Here is a 19718-nt window from a genome sequence, read left to right as displayed (position 1 = left end):
GGACTTCGCGGGGACGGGCCCGACGGGCGACCGGCCGGGCCCCTGGTGGTGGCCCGGCCGGCTGTGCTCCGTCGCCCCTAGGGGGCGGTGTCCGCTAGACGCAGAGGATCGTGCTCACGGTGCTGGTGCCGCAGTTGAGCACGCTCAGGGAGCTGGTGCTCGCGAGGGTGTCGTCGATCGGGGTGGCCTCGGTCTCGGGCAGGTCCATCGTCTGGAGGTCGAGGATCATCATGGCTGTTCTCCTTTGTCACTGACGGGTGGATCACCCGGCCGGCCGGCCGGGGGTATGGGGTGCGCAACTCCGCTGACGCGGTTGCGACTTGTGGTGGTCCGGTCAGGCGTGGCCGACCGGGTGGCCGGCGGAGGCCGCGTGCCGTGCGGCCTCGGCCGCGGGCCCGTCCTGGCCCGCCTGCACGGTGCCGGTTCCGCCGGTCCAGGGGAGGAAGGGGGTGCCGGCCAGGGCGGTGCCCAGGGCCAGGAGCACTCCGGCGGAGCCGGTCGCCAGGTCCGCGGAGAGCCGCAGGAGCTGATCGCCGGGGAAGGCGAGGTGGCCCCGGTAGGAGATCTGGTGGAGGGCGAGGAGCCTGCGGTGGCGGTCCAGCGCGGTCTGGCGGTGGGCGGCGGCCTCCGCGTCGTCCGGGGTGCGCGGGCGCGGTGCGTGCGCGTCGCCCGGCGGGCTCGGGTGCGGCCGGGTGAGGGCGAGGTAGCCGAGGAGCCCGGCGCGGCCGTTGAACAGGCCCGGCTGGATGATGAATTCGGGTTCCGCGGCCCTACCGATCGGCGTCCGGAAGCGGGCCGTCGGACTGCCGGGATGGTGACCGAGCAGGGCGTCCAGGGCCAGTCCGATGCCGGTGCTGCCGGTCTCGATGTAGGGGAGCACCCGGTACTCGTCGAGGACCTGGACGGTCCCGTCCGCGGCGGTCACGCACCGCTCCAGGTCGAGTTCGAGGAGGGTCTGGGCCCGTTCGAGGAGCGTGTGGTCGCCGGTGCGTTCGTAGAGGCGGACCAGGGCCAGGGCGGCGCCGGACGCTCCGCCCATCAGGCCGGCCTTGCGGCGCCCGCTGGACGGGCCCTCCTTCTCCAGCTCGTCGGCCGCGGCCTGTGCGTGGGTGACGGCCTCGTCCAGCAGGTGGTGGTCGCCGGTGGCCGTGGCGAAGTGCGACAGGGTGAGGGCGATGCCGGCGCGGCCCGAGGCTAGGTCCGGTCCCGGGGGCGTGTCCGGGGGCGTGTGGCTGAGCCGGTGCAGCAGGTCGAGCGCGTCCTGGCGTTCCCCGAGGAGATCGAGGACGTACGCGACTCCGTGGCCGCCGGTGTAGAGCCCGGGCTGGAGCGGACGGCCGCGGGCGGCGTCGACGAGCCACCGGACGTGTTCGGTGTCCGTGCCGGCGCCGGTGGCGTGCAGGGCGTACAGGACGCCGGCCGCTCCGTGGGACAGGCCCAGGCTGCCCTGGGTGAACTGGGCGATGTCGCCCGGGAAGAGCCGGTCGTCGCGGTGGGGGGTGGCCATGGCCCGGATCCCGGCCGCGAGCGAGTCGCGGATGGCCGGCCAGTCGGCCCGTGGGCCGCTCAGCAGTGCCCGCGTCCGGGCCCTGCGCAGACCGAGTTCCGGCCTGGGGGTGCGGCCGTCCGCGGGGGAGGGGGCCAGCATGCGGCGGATCTCGGCGGTGTATCCGGCGGGCACGGGGAACCGGCGCTCGATCACGTCGGCGAGTTCGATGCTCTTGCCCGCGTCCAGCGTGGGGAGTTGGGCCAGCGGGAGGAACAACCACAGGCGGATCGCGGCCAGTCCGTACAGATCGATCTCCGGGCCGGTGTATCCCGCCGGTGCGGTGAAGCCGGCGGCGCCCAGGGCGGGCCGTACGAACGTGTCGACGGGTGAGGCGAGTTCGAAGTCGATGAGACAGAGGGTGCCGTCCGGCCGGATGATGAGGTTGCGGGGGTGGAGGTCCCCGAAGACGACCCCGCGTTCGTGGATGGCCGCCAGGATGCGTCCGATCCGGTCCACGAGCGCGACCGCCTCGCGGGTGTACTCGGCGACCGTGGCGTCGTCGGCGTCCGGATGGATGAGCGGGTACTTCGCGGTCAGCCACTCGCTCAGCGACTGGCCCTCGACGAACTCCTGCACCAGGAAGCGGTGTTCCCACACGGTCAGCAGCTCGTGCACGGCGGGGACACCGGGCAGGCCGGCCAGACGGGTCATCATGGCGTGTTCCTGCTGGAGCCGGGTGACGGCGTCGACTCCGCGCTGGTCGAGCCCGGCGTGAGGGCGCGCCTCCTTGAGCACCACCTGGGGACCGTCCGCGTCCCTGCGGCCGAGGTAGACACCGCCGGCGTTGGAGAAGTGCAGCACCCGCTCGACGGTGTAGGGGAGTTCGGGCGCCTGCGGGGCGTTGCGTTCGGCGATGGCCTGCTGGACGAAGTCGGGCACGGGCGCCCAGTCGGGGACCGAGAAGCCGGCGCCGCGGACATCGGGGACGAGTCGGCCGTCCGGGTCCTCGAGCGCCAGCACGCGCTGACCGGCGTCGTTGTGGCAGTGACGCTCGGCGAAGCCCCCGTAACGCAGATACAGCGGTCCTTCGCCCCAGCGCAGATCGCTGAGGATGTACGGGCCCCGGCGGCCGGCGAGCAGCGGGCCGAGGCCCTCCAGACACCGCCGCAGTTCGGCGTCGCCCACCGGGTAGAGCGTGCAGAACTTTCCGCTCGAACCACGCGGGGAGTACTTGGAGTTCTGCATCTGGAGAATGGGCAGCCCGCGCAGGAACTTGAACGTGACGTGTTCGCGCAGACAGTAGTCGTGGACCTGCTCCAGCACCGCCTCGGCGTCCTCGGCGCAGGAGGACACGTGGATCTTCCAGCCCTGTGCGGGCAGTTGTACGTCCTGGGGGCGGACCACGGACCAGATCTCCAGGTCGCCGCGCTCCCATCCGGCGGGCAGCGGCCGGGTGACGGCCGCGAACTCCTCCTGGGCGCCCCAGCGGCGGGGCGAGTCGTAGAAGATCGGGTCTGCGTAGGCGTAGGCCTCGTACCGGTTGTCCATCGGACTTCTCCTCAGGGCAGGGACGTGTGCAGGCGGGACGGCAAAGAGGAGCGGGATCCGGCCGGCCTGGAGAGCGGGGAGCGGGGAGCGGGGAGTTGCGCCGACCCGGGGGAGCGGGATCGGGTCGTGCCTCTCGGGTGGTGGCCGGCGTCCCTGGCGGGGCGGCGACGACTCGAAGTATGGGGAATGCGTAAGTTCGACCACAACGGCGCTAAAGGAGGCTTTTCCGAAGATATTCGCCCCGGCGCGATGATGAAGCGGCGGATCCTCGACCGCGCCAAGGCGCACACCGGATCACCGGACGGTACCGGTGCGCTGCGCCGCTGCGGGCGCCGTCGGCATCGTCTCCGTCGTTCCAAGGCTGTGACCAGCAACTTTCCCCCGGCTGCCCCGTGCCGTCGGGCGTGGTCGATTGGGCCCTCGGGGCACGGTTGAAACGGCATATGCCGGGTGCGGCGCGCACGGGAAAATGACCCGGGCGCGCCCGTGCTCCCCGGGCGCTGGATTTGTCGTACCGGCTGGAGGTGTGCACCGGCACCGTCCCGGGCTGTCGGATTCCGTACCCGAGCCCTCTGGGGGAGCCGTCGGACGCGGTGCCTCCCCGCGGAAACCGCGGCCGTGCTCAGGCGCCGGGTCGCCGCGTTCCCGGTTGCCACGTTGCGACGGCGACCGCGCGAAGCCGATCGGCGCTGGTGTGCACGTTCATTGGCGCCCGTCCGCGCCCGTCGGCTTCTGCTCGCGCACGTCGGCACCCGTCAGCACCTGTCCGTGCCGGCCCGAGTCGCCCGGTGAGGCCTCCCCTCTCACCCTGTGGAGCCGGCCGCGGCGCCCCGCGAACCGGACGCCGCGGGACCGGTCGGCGGTGAATCGATCCTTCGGTGACCGGCGCGCGTGGAGACGGTCATCTCGCCTCAAGGCGTGGCAATCTGCCATCGGCCGATCACGTAACGTAGCGAAGGAGCTCCCCGTGTCGATCATTCCGAACGACCTCAAGTACACCGACGAGCACGAGTGGGCGCGCTTCGAGGCCGACGGAACGGTGACGGTCGGCATCACCGACCATGCGCAGAAGCAGCTCGGTGACGTCGTGTTCGTGGATCTGCCCATGATGGGCAAGAGGGTCGAGGCCGGTGACGCCGCGGGTGTCATCGAGTCCGTCAAGGCCGCCACCGACGTCTTCGCCCCCGTGGGCGGCGAGATGATCGCCGTGAACCAGGACGTCCTCGACGAGCCCGAGGGGGTGAACGACGATCCTTACGGGAGCTGGCTGTTCAGGATCAGGCCGAAGGCCGGTGCCTCCGGCCGCGACCTGCTCTCCGCCGCCGACTACGCCAAACTCATCGGCGACTGACAGCCGTCGGCGTCGTACGGGTGGCGCGTCCGCGACTCGGTGACGCGGACCGGGCACACGCCGGGGCCCGGCGCTGCCGGGCCCCAGGGTGTTCCGGCCTCCGGTGGTGACCTAGTAGTAGTGCCGTCGTCCGCCGACCTCGCGGCCCACCGCTCCGAGGATCCACAACAGGACGCCGATCGCGACCAGAATGATCCCGATGGTCCAGAGGATTCCGATGCCGGCGACGAGGCCGACGACTAGCAGGATGACTCCGAGGATGATCATTGCGTCCTCCGGTGACGGGACGTCGTCCGCGGGCGTCCCCTTCACCTGCCGCGTTTCCTTTGTCGTACGGGATAAACACGGGCTGCGCGTCCCGCGGGGCGAGCCCGGCACACAACACGAGGGAGGCCGCATGGCCGACAGCGGCCGCGGATATGTCAGGGACCGGCGTGGGTGCCGTCATTGGGGTCCCCACGGCGCGGCGGGACTGCTCGTGCGCCGGGACGGCCGGTTCCTCCTGCAACGTCGCTCCTGGCGCGTCCACCACGGCCGCACCTGGAGCACTCCCGGGGGCGCGCTCCACGCCGGCGAGAGTCCGTGGGACGGCGCCCGCAGGGAGTTCGCGGAGGAACTGGGCGGGGTTCCGGCGCTCAGGCGGCTCCACACGTACGTCGACGACCACGGTGGGTGGGCTTACCACACCGTCGTGGCCGAGATCACGGAGCCGTTCTCCCCCGGCCGCGGCGACGGGGAGGGCGCCGCCTACCGGTGGTGCACCCCCACCGAGCTCGGCTCGCTGCGGCTGCATCCCGGATTCGCCGCCGCGTGGCCGCAGTTGCTGGCCGGCCTGGACGGGCTCTGACCGCCGCCCGCTCCCTGCCCGCTCCTCGCCCGGCGGACGCGAGGACGCGGCCGGGGGCCGGACCGTACCCCCGGTCCGGCCCCCGGCCGTCGTCCTCCGGAGCTCACGGCTTCGGCAGGTGGAACACCTCCGACAGGATCAGTTTCGACAGCTGGTCCGAAGGGGCGGAGCCGTCGGGCGACTGGTTCAGATTGACCAGCACGACGACGGTCGCCTTCAGCTTCGGGTCGTAGCCGACGAAGCTGTTGTACCCGGGGATCTGGCCGTCGTGCCCGAGGAAGCCGTAGAAGTCGGCGATCCCCAGCCCGTACGTGGGCAGACCCGGCTGGTCCGAGGTGGGGACGAAGGACAGCCGCTCACGCTGGGTCCGCCGGCTGAGCAGCTTCCCGTCGGCGAGCGCGGGAGCCCAGCGGTGCAGGTCGTCCAGCGTGGAGATGCCGGACCCCGCCGCCCAGGCCCACGACGGGTTCACGTCGGTGACGTCCATCGGGTTGCCCGCCGACCAGTCCGCCCACGCCGCGTCCTTGCCGGTGAGCACCGGCGCCGTGAGGCTGTCCACGTTGCTGATGAACTGGTAGCCGCGCGGATGGGGCGACGGGAACGCCGAGTCGGTGGCGAGATTGGTCTCGCGCATGCCGACCGGGCGGAAGACCCGGTCCCGGAGCAGCGTCTGGAGCGGCTTGTGGGTGATCCGCTCGGCGATCAGCCCGAGGAGCACGTAGTTGGTGTTGGAGTAGTGCCAGCCCTGCCCCGGCGGGAAGTACGGCCGGTGGCGGAAGGCGATCGCGAGCAGTTCCTCGGGCGTCCACTGGGTCTCGGGGCGGTCGTCGAGGACCTGGTTGAAGTGCAGGTCCTCGCTGTAGTTGTAGAGACCGCTGGTCATCTGGAGCAGCTGCCGGATGGTGATGCGGCGCCCGTTCGGCACGCCGGGCCAGTAGCGCGCGACCGGGGCGTCCAGCTTGATCCGGCCCTCGTCGACGAGTTCCAGGATCACCGTGGCGGTGAAGGTCTTGGTGATGCTGCCGACCCGGAAGTGGTCGTCGGCCGAGATCGGCTTTCCGGTCCTGAGCGACTCGGTGCCGAGCGCCTTGGTCCACGTGCCCCACTGCGGAGTACGGATCGACACGACCGCTCCGGGCACGCGCAGCCGCTGCATCAGGGCGATCAGATCCGGCGTCAGGGTCTTGGCGAACGGCGGCGCGCCGTCCTTCGGGTGGTGGACGCCGCCGGCGACCGTCGGTGTGGCCAGGGCCGGTGCGACCGGGGTCAGGGTCAGCAGGGCGGCCGAGAGCAGGACGGTGAGCCGGGAACGCCGCCGTGCGGACGCGGAGGCGCGCCGGTGGCGTACGAGGGTGCGGGGGAGCCGGGTCGGCATGGTGAGTCCGTTTCGTCCAGAGGATCGACGTCCCCAGGGATACCGCCCGGCCCCGGCGGCCCCACGCCGTTGCGCCACCGGTGGGCGTTTTAGGGCTGGTTGTTTCCTTTTCCGGTCCTTTCCGGTCCGTTCCGGACGGCGGCCGCCCGGTCGTCCGTACGGCCGGAAGGAGACCTTCCCGGGGGGCCCGTGGCTCGATTTATGCGACCCCTACACTGGTGCGGCGCATGAGTGAGCAGTGAAGTGGGCGGGAGAACGCTGTGACCGGGAACGCCGGTGGTTTCGAGGAGCCGTCCTCCCCTGCCGATCCGTCCGCCGAGGTCCTCGCCGAGGCGGCCGTCGCGTTCGGGCTGCTCGCCTCCTCCGCCCGGCTGCACCTGATGTGGGCGCTGTCGCAGGGCGAATGCGACGTCACCCACCTCGCCGACCGCGTCGGCGGAGCGCTCCCGGCGGTCAGCCAGCACCTGGCCAAACTCAAGCTCGCCGGACTCGTGCGGTCCCGTCGTGAGGGCCGCCGTCAGGTCTACTACGTCGACGACCCCGACATCGTCACCGTCGTACGGGTGATGGTCGGACAGCTCACCGCGCGTTCGCGGCCCGCCCTCGTGCCCCTGCGCGAGCTGCGCGGGACCGGTGGCTGAGGCCACCGGGGACTTGAGGCACGACACCGCGACGCCCGGTCAGCCGGCCGGAGCAGCGCACCTCGGAGAGGTCCGGCCGGAACACCCCGCTCCCACCGTGCTGGAGGTGCTGCGCTCACTCGGCGGCGGCCCGCGCGGGCTGACCGAGGAGCAGGCCGGGGAACGCGCGGCCCTGCTGGGCGAGAACAGGGGCCCGGCCCGGCGCGAAGCCTCCTGGCCGCGGCTGTTCGTACGCGGCCTGCGGGACCCCTTCACCGCGGTGCTCGCCTGTCTCGGCCTGGTCTCCGCGGCCGTCCTCGCCTGGGGCACCGCCTCGGTGATCCTGCTGCTCGTCCTGGTGAGCTGCGCGCTGCGCGCCTCGGGGGAGTACCGCGCCGACCGGTCCACGGCCGCGCTGCGGGAGCTCGTCGCCGCCACCGCCACCGTCGTCCGGCGGGCGGACGACGAGGCCGCCCCCTCGGCCCGCGAGATACCCGTGGCCGACCTGGTGCCGGGCGACGTGATCCGCCTCGGCCCCGGCGACCTGGTGCCTGCGGACGTCCGGCTGCTGCGCACCGCGGGCCTGACCGTGCATCAGGCCGCGCTGACCGGCGAGTCCGAACCCGTCGCCAAGACGGCCGACGACCTCGCCCACCCGGCCCACGGCGGGGTGTTCGCACAGCCGTGGCTCTGCTTCCAGGGCAGCAGCGTCGCCACCGGCAGCGCCACCGCGGTCGTCACCGCGACCGGCGCGCACACCCGGTTCGCCCAGGCCCACGACCGCACGGCCCTCCCGCGGACGAAGAGCGCCTTCGACCGTTCCGTCCACGGCATCTCCTGGATCCTCATCCGCTTCATGCTGCTGACCCCGCCGCTGGTCCTGATGGCGAACGCGGCCCTGCGCGGACGCGGCCTGGAGACGCTGCCGTTCGCGGTCGCGGTCGCGGTCGGACTGACCCCCGAGATGCTGCCGGTCCTCGTCACCCTCTGTCTGGCCCGCGGGGCCGCCGCGCTGGCCGGCGCGCACGGCGTCATCGTCAAGCGGCTCCCCGCGCTGCACGACATGGGCGCGGTCGACGTCCTCTGCCTGGACAAGACCGGGACGCTCACCGAGGACAGGCCCGTCGCCGACCGGGCCCTCGGCCCGGACGGCCGTGACGACCCCGGAGTCCTGCGGTGGGCCGCCGTCAACGCGTGGTGGACCCTCCAGCTCGGCGACCTGCCCCAGCCCGACGCCCTCGACGAGGCCATCCTCGAAGCGGCCGACGAGGAGGAACTCACGGCGTACGACGGTGTCGCCACGGTCCCCTTCGCCCCGGACCGGCGCCTCTCCGTCGCGGTGGTCAGGACCCCCGGCCGGCTCGGCACGCACACCCTGGTCGTCAAGGGCGACGTCTCCGCGGTCCTGGAACGCTGCGCCCTCGCGGACGACGAACGGGAACGGATCCTCGCCCTCGCCGCCCGGCAGGCCGAGGGCGGAGCGCGCGTCCTCGCCGTCGCCACGGCGGAACGTTCCGCCGCCGGGCGCACGTACACCGCGGGAGACGCGCGCGGCCTCGCGTTCCGGGGCGTCATCACCCTGCGGGACGCGCTCGCGCCCACCGCCGCCGACGCCCTCAGGATCCTCGCCGACCGGAGGGTGGCCGTCAGGATCCTCACGGGCGACCATCCGGGGACGGCGGTCCGCACGTGCCTGGACCTCGGCGTCCCCGTGACCGAGGACGCCGTGCTCACCGCCGAGGACATCGACCGGCTGGACGACACCGCACTCGCCGGGGCCGTCGGCCGTACGACCCTGTTCGCGCGCTGCACCCCGGAGCACAAGGCCCGTGTCACCGAGGCCCTGCGGAGCGCGGGCCACACGGTCGGCTTCCTCGGGGACGGCGTCAACGACCTGCCCGCCCTGCGCGCCGCCGACGTCGGCATCGCCCCGCGCGGCGCCGCCGACGTCGCCCGCGACGCCGCCGACGTGGTGCTCGCGGAGAAGGACCTTGCCGCCGTCGCCCACGCCGTCGACGCGGGCCGGCACGCGGGCGGCACCCTCGTCAGGTATCTGCGCGTCACCCTCTCGTCCAACCTCGGCAACGTCCTCGCGATGCTCTGCGCCGGTCTCCTGCTGCCCTTCCTGCCGATGCTCCCGGCGCAGGTCCTCCTCCAGAACCTGTGCTTCGACGCGGCCCAGCTCGCCTTCGCCCACGACCGGCCCCGGCCCCGCGTGCCGGACCGGCCCACCGTGCTCGACCCGGGGAACCTGCTGCGGTTCATCACCGGGTTCGGCGTCCTCAACGCCGTCGCCGACCTGGCCACCTTCGGGGTTCTCGCGCTCGCCCTGCACGGGCCGGGGCGGGGGACCGGGGACGGCGAGGCGGTGTTCCACTCCGGCTGGTTCACCGAGAACCTGCTCACCCAGGCCGCGGTGATGGTGATGCTGGGCGTCGGCCGGCGGTCCGCGGTGTCCCGCCGTCCGGGCCCGGTGGCGTGGGCGGCGACCGCGCTCGGCGCCGTGGGTCTCGTCCTTCCGGTCTCACCGCTGGGCCCCGCGCTCGGCCTGACCGCGCTGCCCGCCGTCTCGTATCCGCTGCTCGGCCTGGTCCTCGTCCTCTACGCCGCCGGGCTCCGCGCCGCCGGAAACCGCTTCGCCCGGCGCCACGACGGCGAGGGCGCGGCGCCGGGCGGGGAATCCGGTGCCGGCCCGGTGTGACGGCCGTGCCGTACGGGACCACCGTGACGTGAACCGGGTGTGAGCCGGGTTCGAGAAGGGTGTGAGAGGGGCCCGCGTGCCGAAGTCGGCGGAGACCGCGCAACCCGAAGGCCCCGTCGGGCGTCTGGCTTCAGGAGACGGTTCCACCACACGTCCCACCGGTGACATGAGATCCCTCACCTGTGAATGGAGGGGGGATCCCTGCTGCTCCAGTCATCGATTTGTTAGATTGCGCAATCACGCAACTCAAGTAGACGCCCGCTTCATCCGCCCGTACGCGCACCACACCCCCGGCCGTGTTTCTCGGGGACCGGGGCTGACGGGCCCGACTGTTCATGGGAGTGGGAGATGAGCGACCCGTGGGACGGCTCGGGTGGCCAGGCCACGCGCAGCCGAACGTCCCGGGTTCCCGGACAGCGCACGTCGGACCCCGACGGAACGCGCCTCCCGGGCAGCCGGTCCGCGTCCAGGGCGGCCTCCCGCTCGCGCGGCGGAAGAAGGTCACGCCGGGCGGGCCGCGGCAGGCGGGTGCTCAGGATCGCCGGCATATGTCTGGCGCTCCTGGTGCTGGGCACCGCGGGTGTCGGCTACTGGTTCTACGAGCATCTCAACGGCAACATCGACACCCTTCCGCTGGACGGCAAGGGCGGCACGGAGAAGGCGGACGCCTTCGGCCGCACCCCGATCGACATCCTGGTGATGGGCTCGGACGGCCGGACCAGCAAGGCGGACTGCAAGCTCGGCGGCGGCTGCTCCCGTACCGGGGTGCAGACCGGCAGCAACGCCGACGTGGAGATGGTGGTCCATGTGGCCGCCGACCGCTCGAACGCCACCGTGATGAGCATCCCGCGTGACACCATGACCCACGTCCCGGCCTGCAAGGACCCCGTGACCGGACAGTCGACGACCGGCTACTACGGCCAGATCAACAGCGCGCTCCAGTACGGTCCGGCCTGCCAGGTGGCGACGGTCCACCAGCTCACCGGCATCACGATCAGCCACTTCGTGAAGCTCGACTTCTCCGGCGTGGTCAAGATGTCCGACGCCGTCGGCGGTGTCTCCGTATGCGTCGACAACAACGTGTACGACACCTACTCGCACCTGAAGCTGTCCAGGGGCAGCCACACCCTCAAGGGCGTCGCGGCCCTGGAGTTCGTCCGCTCCCGGCACGGCTTCGGCGACGGCAGCGACCTGGGCCGTACCGTCTCGCAGCACCTCTTCCTGAGCGCGATGATCCGCAAGTTCAAGAGCGCCGGGACCCTCACCGACCCCACCGCCGTCTACAGCCTCGCGGACGCCGCGACCAAGGCGCTGACCGTGGACGAGGGCCTGGGCACCGTGAAGAAGCTGGTCGGCCTCGCGTCCGACCTGGACAAGGTGCCCACGAAGCGGATGACCTTCACGACCATGCAGACGGCTCCCGACCCGGCGGACAAGAACCGTGTCGTGGTGGGTCCTGGCGCGCAGAACCTGTTCGCGACGATCGCCGACGACAAGTCGCTGACGACCGGATCGGGCAAGAAGTCCTCGGCGGCCTCGGCGACCGGCAAGGCCACCGCCTCGCCCGTGCCCGCCTCCCAGGTCGCCGTGACGGTGGAGAACGGCACCGGCATCACCGGCCGCGCCTCGGCCGTCGCCACCGCGCTCACCGCGAAGGGCTTCAGCCCGAGCACGACCACGGCCAACGCCCCGAGTTCGGCCACCTCCACGACCCTCACCTACGGCACCGGACAGAAGGGTGCGGCCCAGACGGCCGCCAAGGCCCTGGGGCTGCCCTCCTCGCATCTGAAGCAGGGCACCGGCTCCGGTCTGGTCCTGGTGGTCGGCAGCGACTGGCCCAGCGGCAGCAGCTACCCCGGAGGGTCGTCCGCCTCGGCCGACAGCAAGGCCGCGGTCGCCGACGCCCACGCCTCCACCGCCGAGGGCAAGTCCTGCGCCCAGGTCAGCCCGTACCGGACCGTCAGCCTCAACGGAGTCCCCATGACCCCGGCACAGGCCTACGCGGCGGCGCGGAGCCAGCCCGACTCCGACGCGTGAGCCGGCCGGCCGCCGTCCGTGCTCCCGTCCCGGGGAGCAGGACCCGGTCGCCCAGGCGCAGATGCCGGCCGGACCGCTCCTGGACACCAGGGGCCGCCCGGCCGGTGTCTCAGGTTCCGGCCGGGTGCCCGTCGCCGAGGGGCCACGCCTCGATGTCGCGGTAGTGGATCGGGCCGCTGCTGCGGCCGACGTTGCTGCCGACCAGATGCAGACGTTCGGCGGCCCACCGGCCGCCCGTGAACCCGGCCAGCCCCCGGGCGATCTCGCCGGCCGAGGAGTGGTCTCCCCGGCGGGCGCGGGCCAGGGTCAGATGGGGGCGGAAGGGTCGTTCCTCGAAGACGACCCCGCTGTCCTTGACGGTGGTACGCACCTCCGTGGCGAGGGCGTGCAGCGCGTCCAGGTCCCCGCCGATTCCGCTCCACAGCACCCGGTCGTCGAAGTGGCCGCCGCCCAGCAGAGCCAGGGACGGCGGCCGGCGGGCCGCCGCGAGCCCGGCCAGCGGCGGACGCAGCAGCGGCACCGTCCCCACCGGCAGCTCGCCGAGGAACGCGAGGGTGATGTGCCAGTCCTCGATGCGGTTCCACCGCATCTGAGGGTGGGTGCCGTAGGCGGGGCGCAGCTCCCGGGCCAGTTCTTCCTTCGCGTGGTCGGGCGGGGCGAGGGCGATGAACACGCGGACGGTCGCGGGAGGCGTCTGATCTTGCACACCAGACTTCATACCGCACCTTCCGCCGGTGTCCGCGCCCTCGCCGTGTGCCATGGGCCACGCCCGGGGCGTCAGACCTCCTCGCGCAGGCCCCACGGCGAGCCGTACTCGTTGAGCAGGTCGAGGAAGGGGCGGGGCGGCAGGGCCTCGGGGCCGAGGACACCGGCACCCGACCAGACTCCGCCCGCGATGAGTTCGAGGGCGATGACCGGGTTGATCGCGGTCTGCCACACCACGGCCTGGGATCCGTACTCGCGCATCGACCACTGGTTGTCGACCACGTGGTAGAGGTACACCTCGCGAGCCGCGCCGTCCTTCGTGCCCTTGACCCAGGTGCCCGCGCAGGTCTTCCCGGTCATACGGTCGCCCAGCGTCGCCGGGTCGGGCAGGCAGGCGGCGACCACGTCACGGGGAGAGACCTCCACCGGCCCGTTCGCGGAGGGGACGGTGACCTTCCGCGTGGAGTCCAGGCCCAGCTCGTGGAGCGTCTTCAGCTTGGCGATGAAGTCGTCGCCGAGGCCGTACTTGAACGTCACGCGGCGGGCGTCCACCCAGCGGGGGATGAGCAGGACCTCCTCGTGCTCGACGTTGACGCACTCGACCGGGCCGATGCCCTCGGGGAAGTCGAAGACCTCGGGCTCGCTGAAGGGCGCGGTGGTGAACCAGCCGCGGTCCTTCTCGTAGACGACCGGGGGGTTGAGGCACTCCTCGATCGTCGTCCAGATGCTGAAGGACGGGGCGAAGTCGTAGCCCTCGACCGTCAGGTCGGCTCCGTCGCGGACACCGATCTCCTCGATCTCGTCGAAGAGCTCGTCGGCGGCGTACCGGGCGAAGACGTCCGACAGGCCGGGCTCCACGCCCATGCCGACCAGGGCCAGCCGGCCCGAGTCCGCCCAGGCGTCGGCCTGCTCGAACTGGGCGTCGCCGAGCTTGACGCCGCACTGCTCGTGAGGGTGGGTGGCGTGCGGCGCGGACAGGGACATCGCCATGTCGAGATAGTGCGTGCCCGCGGCGCGGGCCGCGTTGAACAGCGGCATCACGAACCGCGGATCGGTGGCGTTCAGGAGCGCGTCGCACCGCTCCTCGGTGAGCGCCCGGCGTACCGCGTCCTCGTCGGTGGCGTCCAGGCGCATCGCGCTGAAGCGGTCCCCGTGCTCCTTGAGAGCCGCCACCGCCGCCTCGGCGCGGGCGAGGTCGTAGTCCGCGACGACCATGTGGGTCAGGAAGTCGCGACGGGCCGCGATCCGGGTGACGGCGGTGCCCACGCCGCCCGCGCCCACGAGAAGTACTCGCATGTCACACACCTTTCGTCGCCGGAGACGTGCGCCTCCGGGCTGGACAGATGCAACGTGATGCCCTCGGTTAAGGTCAATCATGTTGGCATAAGGAGCCCCGGCGCACGGTGAGCGGGAAAGGATCGGCATGGCGAAGCAGGTGGTGCCGGAGACGGAGCGGCGCAGGCGGCGGCCGACCCGGCAGGGCACGGTGCTGTCCGAGAAGCTGATCGTGCGGACGGCGCTGCGGATGCTGCGCGAGCACGGCAGCACCGGACTGACGGCCCGCAGACTCGGTCTCGCCCTCGGGGCCGACCCCAGCACCCTCTACCGGTACTTCGCCGGTCTGGACGACCTGACCAGGGCCATCGGCGAGGAGCTGATGGGGCGGGCCCTGGACACCTGGTCGGCCGCCGGCGAGTGGCGCTCGGACCTGCGGGCGCTCGGCCAGGCGATCCACGCCTCGTACCTCGCCGATCCCCGGGCGGCCGTGCTCACGGCGAGCCGGGTCACGGGCCGGCCGCGGGAGATCGCGGTCGACGAGACGATCCTCGGCATCCTGCGCGGCGCGGGCTTCCCGGACGCGGACGCGGTCGTCGTCTACCACGCGTTCATCGACCTCACCCTCGCCTTCGCAGCGCTGGACGCCGGGTCCCTGGCGCTGACGGACGAGGCCCGCGCGGCGGACGAGGAGATGTGGCGGTCCACGTACGCCGAGCTGCCCGCCGGTACCCACCCGCACATCGCGGCCACCGCCCGGCTCCTGGCCGGGCGGATGAACCACAGTGCCTACCCCGTCGTCCTCGACACGCTCCTGAACAGCGCGGCGGAACAACTCGCGTGGGCCCGTGCGCGGCGCTTCCCCGACGCCTCGGGTCCGCGCGAGCCCTGACCCGGGCGCTTATGCCAACGCCTGTGTACACGTTCTGGCCACCCGGAACGGCGGGGTCGGCCGTATGGACACCGCGAGAGCCGTCGTGCTCTGATTCCCAGGGCCGATCTCTCGGACGCGGGCCGAGAACCCGTCGCATCCTGCACCGCCGCACCGCCGCACCGCCGGAGGATGCCGCAGCCCGGACACCGCCCGCGAGCGGCACGGCAACTCCGGTTCTCCACCGGCACAGGGGGCGAGGCTCCCTGCTGAGAGCAGAACGGATGTTGCGTATGACGACTGTGCCGAAGACGTCCACGGCGTCGAAGAGGCGACGGCGGAGATCCGTACGACGGCAGGCGAGCGTCGTCGCGGTCCTGGCCGTCACCGCCGCCCTGACCCTGACCGGAGCCGGCTCGTCCCCGGCCGCCGGCGCGCACGCCCGGGCGATCCCGGCCGTCTCCTCGGGGGACGCCCGCTTCGAGATCCTCTCGCCCACCCTGATCCGTACGGAATACGCGGGCGACCAGCGGTTCACCGACGCACCGACCTTCAACGCCATCGGCCGCGACGGGTTCGAGCCGGCGGCGTACACCGCCACGACGTCCGACGGCTGGCTCACCATCACGACGAGCGCGATGAGCCTGCGCTACAAGGTCGGCTCAGGACCTTTCAGCGCCCAGAACCTCTCGCTGCGGGCGACCGCGGGCGGAACCCCCGTGACCGCCGCTCCCTGGCAGCGCCTGACCTGTGCGCTCGGATCGCTCTGCGAGGCCGAGAACCTGCGTCTGGACGGGCTGTCCGTCGCCTCGGACCACGCCGGTCACACCGGGAGCGGATTCGCCGCGGGATTCGAGGGAACCGGCGTCTCGGCAGCCGCTGACATCGATGTCAAGGATGCCGGGACGTACCAGTTCGACCTGCGCTACGCCAACTCCCGCGGCGGCGACGGCCAGACGACCACCCGCACGCTGACCCTCGCCGTGGACGGCGGCGCGCAGCAGACCGTGACCCTGCCGGTCACGGCCAACTGGGACACCTGGAACGTCACTTCGGCGAGCGTCCGGCTCGGCGCGGGCCGTCACACCCTCGCCCTGACCCGGACCGCCTCGGACTCGGGTGACGTGAACGTCGACAGCGTCGCGCTCGTCCGGCCGGGCGACCCCTACCCGCCCGTCTCCACCACCGCGATCACGGACTGCGCGTACGGGACGAGTTGTGAGGCGGAGGCCGGCCGCATCGGCGGCACGGCGATCGCCGCCACCGATCACAAGGGCTACGCGGGCAGCGGCTTCGTCGGCGACCTGCACCAGGGATCGAGTCTGACGACCCGGGTGGTCGGGGTGCCCGCCGACGGCGTCTACACACTCCGGGTGCGCTACGCGGACGGCGTCGGCGGCGACGGCCTCCACCAGCAGCGCACCGCGACCGTGGCGGCGGCCGGTGCCACCGCCACGATGGCGTTCCCCGTGACGAAGGACTGGGACGACTGGCAGACGGCCTCGCTGCCCGTGACCCTGAACGCGGGCACGAACGACATCACCCTCGGGTGCCCCGACGCGGCGAGCTGCCACGTCAACGCGGACACGCTCTCGGTGGCCGCCCCCGACGCGCCCGCGCCCGTGCCGCATCTCGCGCTCGGCGGCTACCGCCGGGGACTCGACGGCGTGACCGGCAACGAGAGTTCCGTCCCCACCACGCCCGGCCTGCTCAACCGGGACGGCTGGTACCTCCTCGACGACACGACGTCGGCGGTGTACGACGCCACGGCCCGCACGGCCACCCCGCGCCCCGGTCACGGCGGCGCGCCCTACCAGGACGGCTACGTCTTCGGCTACGGACACGACTACAAGCGGGGACTCGGCGATCTGGCCACCCTGACCGGCCCGCCCGCGCTGCTGCCCACCTGGGCCTACGGGGTCTGGTACTCGGAGTACATCGACCGCACGGCGGCGGACTACGAGAACACGATCCTCCCGGCCTTCCGCGCCGAAGGCACACCGCTGGACGTCCTGGTGACCGACACCGACTTCAAGGCCGTGAACACCTGGAGCGGCTGGGAGATGGATCCCGCGAAGTTCCCCGATCCCAAGGGCTTCTTCGACTGGTCGGCGGCGCAAGGGCTGCACAACACACTCAATGTGCACCCGAGCATCCTCGCCTCCGACCCCCAGTTCGCCCAGGCGCAGTCCACGGCCAAAGGCAAGCTGACGAAGGGCGGTTGCGCGTCGGGCGCCTCCGTCGAGAACAACTGCTACACCTTCGACTTCGGCGACCCCGACCAGCTCAAGGCGTACATGGACCTGCACCGGACCATGGACCAGCAGGGCAACGACTTCTGGTGGCTCGACTGGTGCTGCGACGCGTCCCGGTCCTCGCTCCAGGGAGTCACACCGGACGCGTGGATCAACCAGCAGTACGCCACCGCCAGTTCGGCGGCCATCGGCCGTGGATTCGTCCTCTCCCGCGCGTACGGCTCGTTGCAGGCGGGCGGCTACAGCGGCCAGCAGGCACTGCCCACGGGACCGTGGGCCGACAAGCGCAGCACCGTCCACTTCACCGGCGACACCTCCTCGACCTGGGGCGCGCTGAAACTGGAGGTCGGCTACACCCCGGGCGAGTCCGCCGCGACCGGGATGGCGGCCATCACCCATGACATCGGCGGGCACAACGACACGACAGGGCTGACCGGTTCGGAGCAGTACACCGACGGCGGACAGACCCGCACCACCCACCGGCTGCCCGACGACCTGTACGCCCGCTGGGTCCAGTTCGGCGCGTTCCAGCCCGTCGACCGGCTGCACAGCAACCACAGCGACCGGCTGCCCTGGCAATACCCCACCGCGGCACGCCAGTCGGCCGACAAGTTCCTCAACCTCCGCGAGAACCTGGTGCCTTACACCTACACCATCGCCGAGGAGGCGAACCGCACCGGCGTGCCCATCGTCCGCCCGACCTACCTGGAGTATCCCGACGAACCCGAGGCGTACACCGCCGCGGACAGCGAGTACTTCTACGGTTCCGACGTTCTCGTCGCACCCGTCACCACACCGGGCACCTCCGCCACCACCTCGGTCTGGCTCCCGCCGGGCCAGTGGACCGACTACTTCACCGGCGAGACCTACACCGGGGGGAGCACCCGTCAGATCACCACAGGGCTGGACACGATGCCGGTGTTCATCAGGGCGGGCGGCATCCTGGCCACCCGCACCCACGACGTGAGGGGAGCCGCGGGGAATCCGCTGACCGACGTCACGCTCACCATCGCCGCCGGCCGTTCGGGCTCCTTCCGCCTCTACGAGGACGACGGAAGGACCCGGAACACGAACCGGAGCGCCACCACGCTGATCCGGTACGCGCAGAAGGGGCAGCGTCACACCGTGTCGATCGGTGCGGCCAGGGGTTCCTTCCCCGGTCAGGTCCGAACCCGGCAGTGGACGATCGCCCTGATGGCGGCTCACGCCCCGGCCGAGGTCTCGGCGTCCGGCGTCCGGGTGTCCCCGCGGGCGTACCACTGGGACGCGGACGCGAAGGTGCTGACCATCACGCTCCCGCGCCGCGGCGTGCGGACCCCGACCACCGTCACCTACCAGTAGGAACGCCGAGTACCCTCCTCGCACGACCCGGGTCCGGCCGCGGGACGGTGTCCCACCGTTCCGCGGCCGGGCGCCCCCGGCGGGCGGCCTGAGGTCCGATCAGCGAGACAGCACGGTTCACATGGGAGACGCCGACACATGAGTACGCCACCGACGCCGCCCGTGCCGCCGTCCGCGGGGCCGCGGACCGACGGAACGTCCGTCCGCATCGGCGCGCTCGTCCCGCTGACCAAGGCCCGGCTGGGCCGAGGCGGGCCGGCATCTGCTCGCCGGACTCGAGCTGGCCGTCGGCGAGGTCAACCGCGACGGCGGGATCGCCGGAACGCCCCTCGAACTCGTGGTCCGCGACACCGCGGCCGATCCCCGGAGGGCCGCGGCGGCGGTGGACGAACTGGCAGGTCTGGGCGTCGCCGCCCTGGCGGGGGAGTACCACAGCGTCGTCGCCCGGGCCGTCGCCGCCAGGGCCGACGCCCTCGGCGTGCCGTTCCTCTGCTCGTCGGCGGTCCTCGACGCCCTCACCGAGCAGCCGACCCCCTGGGTCGCGCGCCTCGCCCCCGCGCAGTCCCACGGCTGGAGGGTCTACGCGGACTTCCTGCTCGGCGCGGGCCACACCCGTATCGCCGTTGCGGCCCAGCCGAGTGTCTACTGGGCGTCGGGCGCGGGCATCCTGCGCGACTGCCTTGCCCCGCACGGCGGTTCCGTCGTCGAACTCGACATGCGCGAGCTCACCCCCGCGACCGTCTGCGACGAACTCGTCGCCCACGGGGCGACCGCACTCCTCCTCCTGGTCGGCCATCCCGAGCCGGCCCTGTCGATCGTCAAGGCGGTCCGCGGCGACGAGCGCCTGTCCGAGATCATGATCGGCGCTCCGGCCGGGCAGCCCGAATTCACCGAATGGGCCGGGCAGTCGGGCGGACACGGGGCCGCGATCCCGTTCCTGCGCTACCTGCCGGAGCGGCTGAGCCCGCTGGGCGCGCGCGTCGAGCGGGCCTTGCGCGGACGGCTGGGCCGAGCGCCGTCCTTCGTCGCCTTCGAGGGCTACGACACGGGCGTGGTCCTCGCCGACGTGCTGCGCTCCCAGGGCCCTGACCGGGCGCGGATCGCCGAGGCATGGCCGGGCGTCGACGTCGAGGGGACGCGCGGGCGGATCCGGTTCTCCCGGGTGCCGGACATAGGCGTACGGCAGTGGGCCTGGCCACCGGTCCAGGTCGCGGACAGGGACCCGGCGGACCTCGATCGCTTCAGGACCCTGCACGTCGGCTGAGGGGCAGGACCGGGGGCGGCGACAGGGAGACCGACTACG

At 72.4% G+C, this 19718-nt stretch carries 13 protein-coding genes and 1 pseudogene; 8 read left to right on the top strand and 6 right to left on the bottom strand.

What is annotated here, in order from left to right; translation table 11 throughout:
* Positions 1 to 94: 94 nt before the first annotated feature.
* A complete protein-coding gene (locus ACFWI4_RS28570; protein WP_107065889.1) occupies positions 95 to 232 on the bottom strand; it encodes a SapB/AmfS family lanthipeptide in 138 nt (45 codons plus the stop codon).
* A 102-nt stretch (positions 233 to 334) separates the two neighbouring features.
* Positions 335 to 3037 carry a class III lanthionine synthetase LanKC gene (gene lanKC, locus ACFWI4_RS28565; protein ID WP_387201734.1) on the bottom strand — a complete coding sequence of 901 codons (2703 nt, stop codon included), beginning with the start codon at positions 3035 to 3037 and terminating at the stop codon, positions 335 to 337.
* A gap of 967 nt (positions 3038 to 4004) precedes the next feature.
* On the opposite strand from lanKC, the gene gcvH reads away from it, so the two are divergent.
* Positions 4005 to 4388, top strand: coding sequence for a glycine cleavage system protein GcvH (gcvH, locus tag ACFWI4_RS28560; protein ID WP_387201731.1), 384 nt, complete (start codon positions 4005 to 4007; stop codon positions 4386 to 4388).
* Between the two features lie 111 nt (positions 4389 to 4499).
* Here gcvH and ACFWI4_RS28555 read toward each other — a convergent pair whose 3' ends face one another.
* Positions 4500 to 4655, bottom strand: coding sequence for a DUF6131 family protein (locus ACFWI4_RS28555; protein WP_387201781.1), 156 nt, complete (start codon positions 4653 to 4655; stop codon positions 4500 to 4502).
* Positions 4656 to 4785: 130 nt separating this feature from the next.
* On the opposite strand from ACFWI4_RS28555, the gene ACFWI4_RS28550 reads away from it, so the two are divergent.
* Positions 4786 to 5235 (top strand): NUDIX domain-containing protein, encoded by a 450-nt coding sequence (locus tag ACFWI4_RS28550; RefSeq protein ID WP_387201727.1) that lies wholly within the window; start codon positions 4786 to 4788, stop codon positions 5233 to 5235.
* Between the two features lie 103 nt (positions 5236 to 5338).
* Here the strand turns inward: ACFWI4_RS28550 and ACFWI4_RS28545 are convergent, their stop codons facing one another.
* The gene (locus ACFWI4_RS28545) at positions 5339 to 6610 is read right to left on the bottom strand and encodes a serine hydrolase domain-containing protein (RefSeq protein ID WP_387201724.1); all 1272 of its coding nucleotides are present in this window, start codon (positions 6608 to 6610) and stop codon (positions 5339 to 5341) included.
* Between the two features lie 260 nt (positions 6611 to 6870).
* Here ACFWI4_RS28545 and ACFWI4_RS28540 point away from each other — a divergent pair, with 260 nt between their 5' ends.
* The 3 genes from ACFWI4_RS28540 to ACFWI4_RS28530 all read left to right on the top strand — a co-directional run bounded on the left by ACFWI4_RS28540 (position 6871) and on the right by ACFWI4_RS28530 (position 11968).
* Positions 6871 to 7251 carry an ArsR/SmtB family transcription factor gene (locus tag ACFWI4_RS28540; RefSeq protein ID WP_387201721.1) on the top strand — a complete coding sequence of 127 codons (381 nt, stop codon included), beginning with the start codon at positions 6871 to 6873 and terminating at the stop codon, positions 7249 to 7251.
* Positions 7244 to 9931, top strand: a complete 2688-nt coding sequence (gene mgtA, locus ACFWI4_RS28535; protein ID WP_387201718.1) for a magnesium-translocating P-type ATPase — start codon at positions 7244 to 7246, stop codon at positions 9929 to 9931. The genes ACFWI4_RS28540 and mgtA overlap by 8 nt, the downstream gene beginning before the upstream one ends.
* Before the next feature lie 348 nt (positions 9932 to 10279).
* Entirely contained in the window at positions 10280 to 11968 is a 1689-nt protein-coding gene (locus ACFWI4_RS28530; protein WP_387201715.1) for an LCP family protein, read from the top strand.
* A 109-nt stretch (positions 11969 to 12077) separates the two neighbouring features.
* Here ACFWI4_RS28530 and thpR read toward each other — a convergent pair whose 3' ends face one another.
* Together thpR and ACFWI4_RS28520 are read right to left on the bottom strand one after the other, a co-directional pair.
* Entirely contained in the window at positions 12078 to 12674 is a 597-nt protein-coding gene (gene thpR, locus ACFWI4_RS28525; protein WP_387201713.1) for an RNA 2',3'-cyclic phosphodiesterase, read from the bottom strand.
* Positions 12675 to 12745: 71 nt separating this feature from the next.
* Positions 12746 to 13969: a saccharopine dehydrogenase family protein gene (locus ACFWI4_RS28520; RefSeq protein ID WP_387201710.1), complete on the bottom strand. Its 1224-nt coding sequence runs from the start codon at positions 13967 to 13969 to the stop codon at positions 12746 to 12748.
* Between the two features lie 127 nt (positions 13970 to 14096).
* Between ACFWI4_RS28520 and ACFWI4_RS28515 the strand changes: the two genes are divergently transcribed.
* From ACFWI4_RS28515 to ACFWI4_RS28505, 3 genes and pseudogenes are all read left to right on the top strand, one after another.
* The gene (locus tag ACFWI4_RS28515) at positions 14097 to 14840 is read left to right on the top strand and encodes a TetR/AcrR family transcriptional regulator (RefSeq protein WP_387201707.1); all 744 of its coding nucleotides are present in this window, start codon (positions 14097 to 14099) and stop codon (positions 14838 to 14840) included.
* Between the two features lie 374 nt (positions 14841 to 15214).
* Positions 15215 to 18415 carry a TIM-barrel domain-containing protein gene (locus ACFWI4_RS28510; RefSeq protein ID WP_387201777.1) on the top strand — a complete coding sequence of 1067 codons (3201 nt, stop codon included), beginning with the start codon at positions 15215 to 15217 and terminating at the stop codon, positions 18413 to 18415.
* 138 nt (positions 18416 to 18553) lie between these two features.
* Positions 18554 to 19679, top strand: a pseudogene (locus ACFWI4_RS28505) (ABC transporter substrate-binding protein).
* Positions 19680 to 19718: the final 39 nt, after the last annotated feature.

This window comes from Streptomyces sp. NPDC127038, assembly GCF_042725875.1.
GTDB lineage: Bacteria > Actinomycetota > Actinomycetes > Streptomycetales > Streptomycetaceae > Streptomyces.
The sequence above is the reverse complement of the archived record's forward strand: the minus strand, read 5'-3'. Positions and strand labels throughout refer to the sequence as shown.